The following is a 12245-nucleotide window of genomic DNA, read 5'->3' on the forward strand; positions in this document are numbered from 1 at the left end:
TACATACGGTGGTATAACGAGAAAAGAATCAAAATGTCACTAGGTGCCCTGAGCCCTCTCGAATACCGAAAGAGCCTAGGGATCGCAGCATGAAAGAGTCCAAGAAAAGCACCGCACCCCCTGCCGATCAGTCTGGCATGGACCATCAGGCCGACCCCGGCGGGTACGAACAGCAGCGTCAAGTAACGCAGCAGGCCCTCCCCCATCATTCGCAGACTGGTCGGCACACGGCCTATCACCACCAGGCCCAGCAGCAGAATCACCATGCCCACAACCGGCCCAGGCACCGGTAGCCCCAGCCCACGCGCCAGCAATTCACCGGCGAACTGGCAGGCCAGCAACACGCTCATACCCATGATCAACGGCATGGCAGAACCTCCTTCGGCTCGATACAGCCCTCGGGTCAATGCGCCTTATGCGTCTCGTCATCGGAAACCGGCACGGGATGGGAGCCCGCATCGTCGAGATCCGCCCATGGTTCCCGCGGTGCCTCGGCGCGTTCGCCGGTACGTGCCGCATAGCGCTCGCGATGCAGTGCCTTGAGCAGCCCAGCGACCATAAGCATGATCACCACCGAGAACGGCAGCGCGGCCATGATCACGGCCGCCTGCAGCGTCTCGAGCCCCCCTGCCATCAACAGCACCGCGGTGAGCAGCCCCAGCAGGCCGCCCCATAGCAGGCGGTGCGCTGTGGGCGGCTCGGGATCGCCTCCGGCCAGGATCGTATTGATCACCAGGGTACCGGCATTGGCGGAGGTGATCAGGTAGGTGGCGATCAGCAGCACCAGCACGGCCGACACGCCCTGCCCCAACAGGCCGAGCCCCATGGCATCGATGGTGGCAAAAAGGGCCGTGGCCACGTCGGCCTCCACGGCGGCGACGATACCACCCGATCCGAACAGCTCATGGTAGAGAGCGGTGCCGCCGAACAGTCCAATCCACACAACGGTGATGACCGTCGGTACCAGCAGCACCCCCATGACGAATTCACGAAAGGTCCGCCCTCGGGAGACCCGGGCAATGAACATGCCGACGAACGGCGACCAGGCCAGCCACCACCCCCAGAAGAACACCGTCCACTCCGCCTGCCAGCCATCATCCCGAGTCGCATTGGTGTGAAACGTCATGCCCATCAGGTTCTGGAGATAGTCCCCCGTCGACTCGATGGTGATGGCAATCAGGTATTGGGTCGGCCCGAACAGCAGCATGAACACCACCACCGCGATGCTCAGCCAGAAATTGGCTTCCGACAGCAGTCGCACGCCACGCTTGACCCCGGAGACCACGGAGAAGGTCGCCACGCTCATGATCACGGCAGTGACGATCAACTGAAGGGCCAGCGAAGAGGGCAGGCCGAAAACCGCGCCGAGCCCCGCATTCATCTGCTGTACGCCAAGGCCCAGGGTGGTGGCGATACCGAAAACAGTACCGAAAACCGCCAGCACGTCCACGGCATCCCCCAGCATCCCATCGGTACGCTTGCCGAACAGCGGCTTGAGGCCAGAACGAATGGTGAGCGGCATCTTCCAGCGATAGGCAAAATAGGCCAGCACCAGCGCCACGAAAGAGAAAATCGCCCAACCGTTCAACCCCCAGTGGAAATAGGTCAAGCGCATGGCCACCCGCGCGGCGTCCGGGCTCATGGCGTCAGTGATGAAGGGGTTCGCCTGGAACTGCAGTATCGGCTGGGCGACCGACCAGAACAGGATACCGACTCCGGTACCTGCCGCGAACAGCATCGCCACCCAGGAGAAGAAGGTGAATTCCGGCTGTTCGAAGTCGCTGCCCAGCCGAACGTTCTTGAAGCGCCCAGTGCCGAGCCACACCATGAACAAGAGTAGAAAAGCCACCAGCAGCACGTAGTACCATTCGAGAAAGGGGTCGAACACAGTGCGCATCAGTGCCAAGCCATACCCCAGGCGCTCGGTGTAGAAGGCGCCGTAGATCATCGACACCGCCACGACCACGAACGTTACCAGAGTCACCCTCGGGTTCATGCCCTTGAGAGGGCCGCGCTGAGCCTGTTGGTACATGGCGATAATCCTTTCCCGATGGTAAGCGATTGCCGATGCTCAATCATAAAGCAACGAACGCCACCCTTCACGACCGCCCCACGCCTCACCCCGACCAACCCCTTGTAATGGCAAGCTTCTGAAAGGAAAGTACAAAAGAGGCTTTTCATTTAAACAGGAACGCGCTAGTATACGCCTCGTTCTCGGGGAGCTGGCCACGGCCGATCGACCTGAAAACCTGGGGAAACCCACGTTTGTAGAACGACAGCCGGAGCGTGGCGCAGCTTGGTAGCGCGCTGCAATGGGGTTGCAGAGGTCGCAGGTTCGAATCCTGTCGCTCCGACCATAAAACACAGTAAAAACGGTCACTTAGCTCTCACGGGCAGGTGGCCGTTTTTCGTGGGTGGTAAAATTCTGGTAAAAAAATGGTAAAACTCTCCCCTTCTTGGACCCATTGCCAGGCATCCGGGCCAGCGCCGTGGGTGCTACTCAATGGTAGAGCTGCACCAGTGCTGTTTTCCCTTTCCTATCAAAGCACTGCAGCCAGCCCTGTTTAACAACCCAGCGATTGTCTAACGAATTTCGGCCGCTCCGTTGAGCGATCCAGGCCGCGTTCTGACCGCCAATCCCGCCCGAGCGGATTCACCTGCTGCTGGAGAGCAAGGCCAGTTGGGTGGAGGCGGATGCCCGGGAGCACGACAAATGCTTCCCTGGTTCCCCGGACAAGAGCATCGCCGAGTGGTACCGGCTGCCGGGGTTGGAGGGGGTGGAAGCGAAACATGGTTGAATGTTCTGCTACTTTTATGTCGCAAACCCTCCACCCTCTGTCTATCTTTGAGATTATAAAGTTCACAGATGATGAATGAGCGTTGCGCTTGAACAACGGAATCATCAAGCCTGACTGGCTACATGGAACGTAGTGGGCCACCCCCTTGCGCAGGGTGCAGGCGGTAGCTTGTCATTTAGAATGATCAACCTATCCGAGCGGACTTCGAATTCCAATAATGCCACTTACCCAATAGGTGCAGGGTTCCATGGAGGGAACCTAATGATCAAATCAGTTATAGAAGTTGTCCTCTGCTGACAGAAGGGAGCTTCTACAGCCATCCAAACGGGTAGTTAATCACCCGGGACCCGGCACTTACAAGCATAATGGGAAAAAAACTGGCAGGCATTTTTCCAGACGCAATGTATTCGCAGTCTTCGGGAGGGCATGTGTGATGACCATCATGAAGGATATTTCGGGAACTTGGGGTCGAACCGTGAAGCCTAGGCTAAACTACTCAAGTTGCATCTTCGTCCTCATAGCCAGATACGTAACTTTATGCGTGACATTTTACCTAATTACTATTTTGTCTTCGTCTCCAAAAGGTGGCAGTATCGCAGCAGCAGCTTTGCCCGAAAACAACCAATCTATAGTTGAAACAACAACCGATGAATGCCCGCCATACGAATTTGATCAAGACTCCGCGACCCGCCCCTACTTGAGGTTGGCACAATCCTGCCAACCTCCCCCGCAATGTGCCCAGAACCAGCGTCCCTGCAATATACACCACGATGAAAATAGCTGTATCACTTGGAATTGCTGCGAAAAGTAGCGATGGAGGGAAGCTGTGGACACAATCGAAGCCACTATGAGGGATTACTCATTCTGGATCGGGATGGTAGTCGTTTTCGTATTCGCTTGGGACCGATTTGGTCAACAGGAATTGGAATTTGAAGAGCTTGTATTGCATGTATCCCTACGCTCTTTCACAACCCGTTTTAGATACTATTTCGCTGCGTTCGTTTACGGTGGCGTTTATGCGACGATATATTCAGGCCTGGTATCCATTAGTGCCTTTCCAGCGGCTCAAGAAATTATTATGCAATGGCTGGGCGCACTGGAAAATGGTGGCGGCGACCAGTCTGATATTGCAACTCCTCTTGGGGCCGCCATGGTCGTAACTGGAGTTCTGCCTTCAGTGCCAGGTATTCACAAAATAGATATCCGACTTCGCAAAGGACTTCAGGGCTTTGCTAGTATACCATTAAAAGCTCGGCAACTTGGTGATCTTTTAATTACAATCTTGGATTCCAAGGGAAGATCTTCCGCTTCGCCCCAAGCTGCTTCGCTGCCAGAACAAATTAATATCTATGAAAAAATTAAAACAATAATATATAACCTTTGCAATATAAAAAGACTGCGCGCGAAACATAGATATGAGGTATTTTTTAATCGCCATCAATCCGCATTAGAAGAAATTGACCGGCTTAAAAAAATGATCCAAGACAATCTAGATGACTCTACTGAGAAGTCGGAATCTTTAACTAAAGAAATGGAGAAGCTTAATACAAAATTGTCGTGGTTTCTGGCTTGCGGGCTGCTAGCAGTTGAGCCTGATGAATACCATGGTCTAAAAACCATGTCAGAGGTTCTCGAGCTACCGGGGGTAGATATGCCAAGCTGGCGTTACAGGGCGATTCATATTGTTATCGGAGTTTTTGTGGTTTCATTCTTTGGATTTGCCGGTAGTGTAGCGGCTATAACATCGGCTACTATTCTGACGAACTCCCAGTGGACCGTAGTACCCGAGCTAGTATCCCTCCCATTAATGATCAACCTGGCGCTGGTGCCGATATTTCTGCTGCCTATAATCTTTGCAGCTTTTGCAAATTTGCATATGATCGATCGCGAAGTCTTTGGTGGTTTTATAGAGGCAGAGGAACGCATTGTTGCTTATGTAGTGACGTGTGCGGGCTGCATATGTGCCGCTCTCCTGCTCACTACACTACTCGGAGTTTTCGTCGTGAATGTGACTGATCGCCATCTCAGGCTGATACAAATTTTGCCTTGGGCGTTACCCCCGGCGGCCGTAGGGTTCACTTTCTTTGTTGTTTCCCGCAGTTATGCCAGAACGCAACGTAAGGCACGCCACGTTCAAGATTTCTTCGTTCATGCACTTGTAGCCAGTCTGGCAGCCGCCCTTGCGGCCGCACTCTCGCAGGCAGCTGGACTTGAGTGGGCCGAATCCATCCACATCAATATCTTTGTATTATTGATTGATTTATATTGGCCAATAATGGTTTTAGTAGGGCTGCTAGGTGGGACCTTGGGTGCGTTGCAATGCGCAATGTCGAATACTAGTTTTTCTTTACGAGGAAATTTCAAAGGATGCAGAGAAAGCCTTAATAACCAAAATTTTTAGAATATTTGCAGCACTTTGGACAAAGATACGACATTGCCACTCTGCAGCGGGCTGGCACTGCCAGAAATAGCCAGGATAGATCGTATCTCGTTACTGGTCGACGAGCCAGAAGGGGGCACATTGACCGTTAAATTCAAGGAAAATCGCCACTTACGGGTCATGCCGAGTGGCGGTTTTTCGTTGATGGTAAAAACTGGTAAGAACTGGTAAAACGCTTACCCTGTTGGTCGCAGTACCGGCTAGTTGGGTAACGTCGGGACCGAAACGTATCGCGACGGCGCTGTCAGACAATGTAAGGTCCAGCCCTATGGCGCGACATAGCTTCGGCGAACGACACGACAAGGACCCCGCATGCCCCTGACCCAACCTGCCCCCCTCCTTGCCATCCAGGCGAGCCTCGCCGCCACCCCCTGGGCCGACGAGCCGCTGGTGCCCATGGAAGACAGCGGCCTTGCCCACGCGCATCTTCGTCTGGGTGAAACTGGCTGGCTGCTGCGCATTCCCAAGCAGAGCCAGATGGGCCTCGAGCCCGAGGCCCATCTGGCCTACGAGTCCGCCTGCTTTTCCCGCGCCGGGCCCAGCGGAGTGACACCCGCGATGGCCAAGAGCCTGCCACCCGATACCGCCCTGCCCCGTGGCGCGCTGGTGGTCAGGGCCATCGACGGGCGCAGCGCAACGCTCCCCGACGACCTGCCGACACTGATGCGCAGCCTGGCGGCCATCCATCGCCTGCCGCTCCCCGCCGCAGCCGAGCGCGCCCCACTCCTGGCACCCCACGACCCACTGGCGTCGATGTATCACGAGGTTCTGGACCAGGCCCGTTACCTGGCCGACGCCGGCCTGGCCCCCGAAGCCGAGCAGGGAATTCGCCGCGAACTGGCACGGTTTTCCGCCTCCCTCGAAACTACTCAGCGTCCCGAACAGCGGCTGATCACCTTCGATTCCCATCCCGGCAACTTCCTGATCGATGTCGATGGGCAGGCCTGGATGGTCGATCTGGAGAAAGCCCGCTACAGCTATCCCGGGTTCGACCTGGCCCACGCCACCCTCTATACCTCGACCACCTGGGACATCAACAGCCACGCCGTACTCGACAACGATGCCATTCTTGCCGCCTACGCCACCTGGGAGCGGGAGATAGGCGAAACGGGCCGGAGCCAGCGCCCATGGCACCTGCCGCTGCGTCGCGCCATGTGGCTGTGGTCCGTCACCTGGTGTGCCAAGTGGCAGGTAACCTCCGGAGCGCCACCGTTAAGAAATGCTCGCGGGCAGGATTGGTCGCGCCAGCACAACAGCGAAGCGCTCAACGCCCACGTACAGGAGCGCGTGGCACACTACCTCTCGCCCCCGGTGGTCAGGCGCATGGGTAAGGAATTCCGGTCACTTGCTGCAGCCTTTGCCGACGGCCTCGATACCGAAACCCAGCTCACCGACGACCTGGAGTAGAGACGCCATGGGCCAGCCCGGTCTCAGCGTGATCATACCGACCCTCAACGAAGCCGCGACCCTGGAATCACGGCTCGATCGCCTGCTCGGCCTGTGGGTGTGTGGTGTCGAAATCATCATTGTCGATGGCGGCAGCCAGGACGAGACAGTGGCCAAGGCCAGCCGCGTGGCCGATCGCGTCATAGAAAGCCCGCCGGGGCGTGCCGTGCAGATGAATGCGGGAGCCCACGCCGCCACTGCCCGCCAGCTGCTGTTCCTGCATGCCGACACCCAGCTGCCGCGGCGGGCCGACCGCCTGATCGACGAAGCCCTGGCCGGGCGCCACCGCTGGGGGCGCTTCGATATCCGGCTCGAGGCGCGCCACCCCATGCTGCCGGTGATCGCCTCCGCCATGAACTGGCGCTCGCGCTTCACCGGTATCGCCACCGGCGACCAGGCGCTATTCATGACCCGCGGCGCCTTCGACGAGGTCGGCGGCTTTCCCGACCAGCCCTTGATGGAGGACATCGCGCTATCAAAGCGCCTCAGGCGTCTTTCGCCCCCTGCCTGCCTGCGCCAGCGGGTAAGCAGCTCGGGGCGGCGCTGGGAGCACAACGGCGCCTGGCCGACCATCCTGCTGATGTGGCGGCTTCGCTATCGCTACTGGCGCGGCGAGGCGCCCGAGCAGTTGGCCAGGGCCTATCGCGATGTGCGCTGACGTTTCGCTCGCGGTGCTGGCCAAGGCACCACTGCCCGGCCAGGCGAAAACCCGCTTGATACCCACATTGGGAGCCGAGGGCGCCGCACGACTGCATGAGCGGCTGCTACGGCGTACCCTGGAGATAGCCCGTGCAACCACGCCGCAGGTCACCCTATGGACCGCCCTCCAGCACCATCATCCGCTGTTTCTTGAGCTGGCCGACACCTATCGGATCGAGCTGCGCCCCCAGCCGCATGGCGACCTCGGCCAACGCATGCTGCATGCCCTGGCCGCCATGCCCTGCCCCGGGTTGGTGATCGGCACCGACTGCCCCGTCCTGACGCCAACGCTACTGCGCCGCTGCCACGCCGCGCTGAACGACGCCGACGTGGTCTGCCTGCCGGCGGAGGATGGCGGCTATGGACTGATCGCCATGCACCGCGCCGAAGCGCGGCTCTTCTCGGGCATCGACTGGGGCACGGAGCGAGTGATGCCACAGACCGCCCATGCCGCCGCCGAACTGGGACTACGGCTGTGCTGCCTGACCACGGTCTGGGATGTTGACCGCCCAGAAGACCTGGCACGGCTGGCCACCCACAGCCCTGGCCTGCTCGCCAACCTGGGCGTTCCCACGACACACGGCCGGTGATCGCGGCCTCAGCCATACCCCAATGGCGGCAATCTCCTACAACAAATCCCTCTCTGGCTCACAGCCGATATCTTCATATCCCGCTAGCCTGAACGGGAGTTGTTTACCTTGAGTAGTTTTCCACGAGTGGCGATCACCATGAAACGGATAAGTTACCAGCAGCAAGGCATCGAAGTTGAACTGGTTATCACCAGGGATCCGTTCAACTGTGATTGGCTTGCCGTTGCGCGATGGGAGGCACGCCCCGGCGCCATCGCCTCGCTACACACCATGCCTCCGCTCGCTGCTACCGCGTCGGAAGCGCAGGCCTGGGATGCGGCGAAGGAATGGGCGAACCGACTCGTCATGCAGGAGTGGCTGAGCGCGGCCGGGCTTGCCACCGCAACATCGACAAGCACCCATACAGGCCATGTACTGCGCTGATACGGTCTGCAAGACCAAGGCGCCGGCGACTACCTAACAGCCAACAGCCTGGTTAACAGAGGGGCGCCGGGCCCCATCTGCCTCCTCTCGACAACCGCACGGCATCCTGCCGTGCGCCTCCTTGCGCTGCATCTTTCTGAAAGCACCACGCCTTCGGACGAATCTTGGCTACCCTTACTGGTAGGCAGCCGTCGAGGACGACGACCCTGCATCATGCGCTTGACGCCCTATGCCACTACTGTCCATACAAGGGAGGGAAGAAGAGAGTTTCGGAAGAGCAAGTCGGTAAGGCCCTCGATTAGTACAAGCAAGGTGGGCAAAACACTAGCCAAATACATGGAGGTCAGCATGAAACGAATTCTCGAGCATGCCGCAGCCTGGCTATTACGTGTCATGGAAAGCCACGAAACCCATGAACCTCAGGAACAGCACGCCTGGTGCTGCTATCGAGCAGACCGCAACCATCCCCCGGGCGACAATCGACGCCACTGAACGGTCATACCAGACGCTTCCGGTCCCGATGCCAGAGGAAGGCACCATGCATAACCCCAACCTCCCGATCGCCCTGCTGCTGCTCGGCTTCTTCACCATTGGCCCTCTACACGCTGGCGACTGCGAACCCGATGACAGGCAGCAGGCGATGCTGGAGCGGGTGAACGATGTGCGAAGCGAGGCACGTCAATGCGGTGACGAAGAATTCCAGGCGACGCAGCCCCTGGCATGGAGCTGTCGCCTGGAAGAGGCCGCCGAGGCGCATTCGCGAGACATGGCGGACAACGAGTTCTTCAGCCATACCGATGCCGATGATGTGGGCGTGAACGATCGGGTGAGCGATATCGGCTATGACTGGATGGCGGTTGGAGAGAATATCGCCGCAGGCCAAGCCGATGTTGCCACGGTCATCGAGGGTTGGCTCTCCAGCCCGGGCCACTGTGCCAATATCATGAGCGATGAATTCACCGAGATGGGAGCGGCTGTCATCGAAGCGGAGGGATCGGACTACTCCCCCTTCTGGACGCAGGTCTTCGCCCGGCCACGATGAGTTTGTTAGTAACAACGGCACCCGAGGCGCCTACCGGCGCCAGTCGCGACGCAGAGTCGGAACGCCGAACCGGGCGCTCCAACAGCGATCCTTTCTACCAACGGTGCCACACCGCTGTCGGAGCATCTTCAGATCGCGACTGGAGGCCGCAGGCCTCCCGGAAATGTTGCCAATGGTGGCAACTACCGCCAACGCCGGCAGCCTCCGCCTAGGCACCTAACGGCGCCAGTCGCGACGCCGAGCGGCGCTCCAACAAGGCCTGCAACTACTTCACTGTTGGAGCATCTTCAGATCGCGACTGGAGGCCGAAGGCCTCCCGGCGGTGTTGCCGAGGGAACTTCCCTATGCGTTACCATGCCGCTCGATCGTCAGTGCCATGGCCCTCAAATTATCCCAGGAGGGAAAACTTCCGCTTGCAAGCCTTACACTCAACCAAATTATCCCAATCGGGACAAATCAATTGACGTAGCCCACCAATGACCGTTAACTTTCCCTATCGGGAAAACCAGCCGGCATTTCATCAGCACAAGCGACGATAATGAAGCCAAGCACTCCAACACGACACGCCACCTCCATCCGTGATGCCGCCACCCTTGGCCGGCTCATCCGGCAAACAAGAAAGCAACAGGGCCTCACGCTAGAAACCCTGGCTGGCCTCTGCGGGCTAAGCATTCGCTTTCTCAGTGAATTGGAGAACGGCCGCGAATCCTGCAGCCTGGTGCGGGTGCTGTGGGTGCTGGATGCGCTGGGGATAGAGCTGACCGCCGAACCGCCCGAGGCACCCAAGTGAAACCGCAGGATGCCCTGCATGTGTGGCATGAGGAGCGCCTGGTCGGCACGCTGTGGCAAGGCAGCGGCGAACGCCTGATCGGCTTCGAGTACGACAGCGAATGGCAGGCAACTGGCCACGCCATCTCCAACAGCCTGCCGCTGGAAAAGCGCATCTGGCTGCCCGAGGAGCAAACGGCACATCGCTGGTTCGGGAACCTGCTGCCCGAAGAGCAGGCCCGCACCGCACTGCTCAAGCGGCTGGCCATCCCCGATGACGATTTCGCCCTGCTAGCCGCCATCGGTGGCGACTGTGCCGGCGCGCTGACCATTCTACCGCCTGGCCAGTTGCCCACCCGCCAATGGGAAGCGACGCCGTTAGCGCTGGACAAGCTCGCTCAATGGGCCGCCTACCGCGACCGCTACTCCCTGATGGGTAGCGATGGCAACCACCAGCCCCCGCGACTATCGCTGGCAGGTGCCCAGGACAAGATCCCGATCGTGGTCGACAATGGCAAACTCAAGCTGCCACGGGGGGCAACTCCCTCGTCTCACATCCTCAAGTTCGCCTTAGAGGGCCGCGAGCTGATCGTGCTGAACGAACTGTTCCTCAATACGCTGGCACGCCTGGCCGGACTGGCCTGTCCCACCACCACGCTGGGCCGGGCCGAAGGGCATGCCTACTTGCTGGTGGAACGCTACGATAGAGCCGGTATCGGCACTCCTGAGCTGCACCGCATACATCAGGAGGACTTCTGCCAGGCCATGGGGCTTTCGCGCATCGAAAAGTATCAAGAGCCGAGCGGGCCGCGTTTCGCGCAGTGCATTGCAACGGCCCGCCACGCCTGCCGGCCCAATGCCGCTTCAGTACAACACCTGCTGCGCTGGCAGGTCTTCAACGTGCTGGCTGGCAACACCGATGGGCACGCCAAGAACCTATCGCTGCTGCAGGACGAGCGCGGCCAATGGCAGGTCGCACCGGCCTACGACCTGGTAGGCACCCTAGTGCTGGGCTACCACCGCGACCTGGCTTTCTCGGTTGGCGAACAGTTCAACTCTCAGCAGCTGTTGCCCCGCGACTGGCAAGCGTTCGCCAAGGAAAGCCGCTTCAGCTATCCCTTCGTGCGCCGCGAGATACGCATTCTCGCCGCCAGGCTTGAGGAGCTGCTGAATGCCGATGAACTGCGCGAAGCATTGCACAGTGCCGGGCTGGACGAACATGGCTGGATCAGGCTTCAGCAGCAACGCCAGCATATTCTTACCCAGTGCTACAAGGCCCAGCGTTGGTAGCCGTCGACGTTAGAAAACGTCGCTGTTGGAGCATCTTCAGATCGCGACTGGAGGCCGAAGGCCTCCCGGCGGTGTTGCCGATGGCCGCGATCACCACCAACGTCGGCGGCCTCCGCCAGGGTGCCTGGCGGCGCCAGTCGCGACGCAAAGTCGGAACGCCGAACCGGGCGCTCCAACAATAGGAGAGTATTCTGTAGGAGCATCTTCAGATCGCGACTGGAGGCCGAAGGGCTCCCGGCGGTGTTACCGATGGCCGCGATCACCACCAACGTCGGCGGCCTGCGCAGGCGGGCGGCAAGAAAACCACATGAGAAAAGAAGTAGAGAAGAGCAAAAGACAATCAAAACAAAATACGGCGGGATATGGGAGCGGGAACTATTGCAGGACCCTCCCTGGTCCGGTTGTGACGATAGCAAACCTGCGGTTAACGAATATAAGCCGCCAACGCGTCCTGGGCAGCCTGCTGGGCCAGGGCACATGATGCCCAGTGCTCGAGTACCTCACTGCTCAGGTCGACAACGTATTGTGTAGTAGGCATGGCGTATCTCCTGTTGGGTGATGAAAAACATCATGCCCCATCAATGTCGACATTTCATCACGATTGCGACACTTTGCCCTGATATGGCGCAACCCTACCCATGCTGACCGAATCTCCGAACAATGTTACATAAAGGTGCACGAATTTGCCCCACCAGCCTCCTGAACGGAGCGATAACCGCCAAAACCCTGCGTCAGCCTCGACGTAACGT

The 12245-nt window shown here is 58.9% G+C and carries 11 protein-coding genes, 1 tRNA gene and 1 pseudogene; 11 read left to right on the forward strand and 2 right to left on the reverse strand.

Going from position 1 to position 12245, the window contains the following annotated elements; translation table 11 throughout:
• On the forward strand, nucleotides 1-93 hold a 93-nt coding region (locus DU505_RS22560; protein WP_147273091.1), incomplete at its 5' end, for an IS3 family transposase.
• Nucleotides 94-164: 71 nt separating this feature from the next.
• Here DU505_RS22560 and DU505_RS22565 read toward each other — a convergent pair.
• Nucleotides 165-368 (reverse strand): annotated as a pseudogene (locus DU505_RS22565) (CidA/LrgA family protein); the annotation flags it as partial.
• 35 nt (nucleotides 369-403) lie between these two features.
• Complete coding sequence (locus DU505_RS09875; RefSeq protein ID WP_114478828.1) at nucleotides 404-2032, reverse strand: BCCT family transporter; 1629 nt, start codon at nucleotides 2030-2032, stop codon at nucleotides 404-406.
• 248 nt (nucleotides 2033-2280) lie between these two features.
• Between DU505_RS09875 and DU505_RS09880 the strand changes: the two genes are divergently transcribed.
• The 10 genes from DU505_RS09880 to DU505_RS09915 all read left to right on the forward strand — a co-directional run bounded on the left by DU505_RS09880 (nucleotide 2281) and on the right by DU505_RS09915 (nucleotide 11496).
• A tRNA-Pro gene (locus tag DU505_RS09880) sits at nucleotides 2281-2357 on the forward strand.
• Between the two features lie 1267 nt (nucleotides 2358-3624).
• Nucleotides 3625-5199 carry a hypothetical protein gene (locus DU505_RS22340; RefSeq protein ID WP_147273067.1) on the forward strand — a complete coding sequence of 525 codons (1575 nt, stop codon included), beginning with the start codon at nucleotides 3625-3627 and terminating at the stop codon, nucleotides 5197-5199.
• 351 nt (nucleotides 5200-5550) lie between these two features.
• Complete coding sequence (locus DU505_RS09885) at nucleotides 5551-6645, forward strand: aminoglycoside phosphotransferase family protein (protein ID WP_114478829.1); 1095 nt, start codon at nucleotides 5551-5553, stop codon at nucleotides 6643-6645.
• 7 nt (nucleotides 6646-6652) lie between these two features.
• Entirely contained in the window at nucleotides 6653-7342 is a 690-nt protein-coding gene (locus DU505_RS09890; protein WP_114478830.1) for a TIGR04283 family arsenosugar biosynthesis glycosyltransferase, read from the forward strand.
• Nucleotides 7332-7973: a TIGR04282 family arsenosugar biosynthesis glycosyltransferase gene (locus DU505_RS09895; protein ID WP_114478831.1), complete on the forward strand. Its 642-nt coding sequence runs from the start codon at nucleotides 7332-7334 to the stop codon at nucleotides 7971-7973. Before DU505_RS09890 ends, DU505_RS09895 begins: the two co-directional genes overlap by 11 nt.
• 108 nt (nucleotides 7974-8081) lie before the next feature.
• On the forward strand, nucleotides 8082-8396 hold the full coding sequence (locus DU505_RS09900) for a hypothetical protein (RefSeq protein ID WP_181872790.1): 315 nt from the start codon (nucleotides 8082-8084) through the stop codon (nucleotides 8394-8396).
• Nucleotides 8397-8744: 348 nt separating this feature from the next.
• A complete protein-coding gene (locus DU505_RS22570) occupies nucleotides 8745-8888 on the forward strand; it encodes a hypothetical protein (protein WP_181872791.1) in 144 nt (47 codons plus the stop codon).
• Between the two features lie 46 nt (nucleotides 8889-8934).
• Complete coding sequence (locus DU505_RS09905) at nucleotides 8935-9438, forward strand: CAP domain-containing protein (protein WP_114478833.1); 504 nt, start codon at nucleotides 8935-8937, stop codon at nucleotides 9436-9438.
• 538 nt (nucleotides 9439-9976) lie between these two features.
• On the forward strand, nucleotides 9977-10228 hold the full coding sequence (locus tag DU505_RS09910) for a helix-turn-helix domain-containing protein (RefSeq protein WP_114478834.1): 252 nt from the start codon (nucleotides 9977-9979) through the stop codon (nucleotides 10226-10228).
• Nucleotides 10225-11496 (forward strand): type II toxin-antitoxin system HipA family toxin, encoded by a 1272-nt coding sequence (locus tag DU505_RS09915; RefSeq protein ID WP_147273068.1) that lies wholly within the window; start codon nucleotides 10225-10227, stop codon nucleotides 11494-11496. Before DU505_RS09910 ends, DU505_RS09915 begins: the two co-directional genes overlap by 4 nt.
• Nucleotides 11497-12245: the final 749 nt, after the last annotated feature.

Origin of the sequence: Billgrantia montanilacus (genome assembly GCF_003336675.1) — a bacterium.
Classification (GTDB): domain Bacteria; phylum Pseudomonadota; class Gammaproteobacteria; order Pseudomonadales; family Halomonadaceae; genus Halomonas; species Halomonas montanilacus.

Bases quoted from the DNA above. Each gene is read 5' to 3' on its own strand.
- DU505_RS22570 (WP_181872791.1), top strand. From the start codon at position 8,745: ATGAAACGAATTCTCGAGCATGCCGCAGCCTGGCTATTACGTGTCATG.
- DU505_RS09890 (WP_114478830.1), top strand. From the start codon at position 6,653: ATGGGCCAGCCCGGTCTCAGCGTGATCATACCGACCCTCAACGAAGCC.
- DU505_RS09895 (WP_114478831.1), top strand. From the start codon at position 7,332: ATGTGCGCTGACGTTTCGCTCGCGGTGCTGGCCAAGGCACCACTGCCC.
- DU505_RS09905 (WP_114478833.1), top strand. From the start codon at position 8,935: ATGCATAACCCCAACCTCCCGATCGCCCTGCTGCTGCTCGGCTTCTTC.
- DU505_RS09875 (WP_114478828.1), bottom strand. From the start codon at position 2,032: ATGTACCAACAGGCTCAGCGCGGCCCTCTCAAGGGCATGAACCCGAGG.
- DU505_RS09885 (WP_114478829.1), top strand. From the start codon at position 5,551: ATGCCCCTGACCCAACCTGCCCCCCTCCTTGCCATCCAGGCGAGCCTC.
- DU505_RS09910 (WP_114478834.1), top strand. From the start codon at position 9,977: ATGAAGCCAAGCACTCCAACACGACACGCCACCTCCATCCGTGATGCC.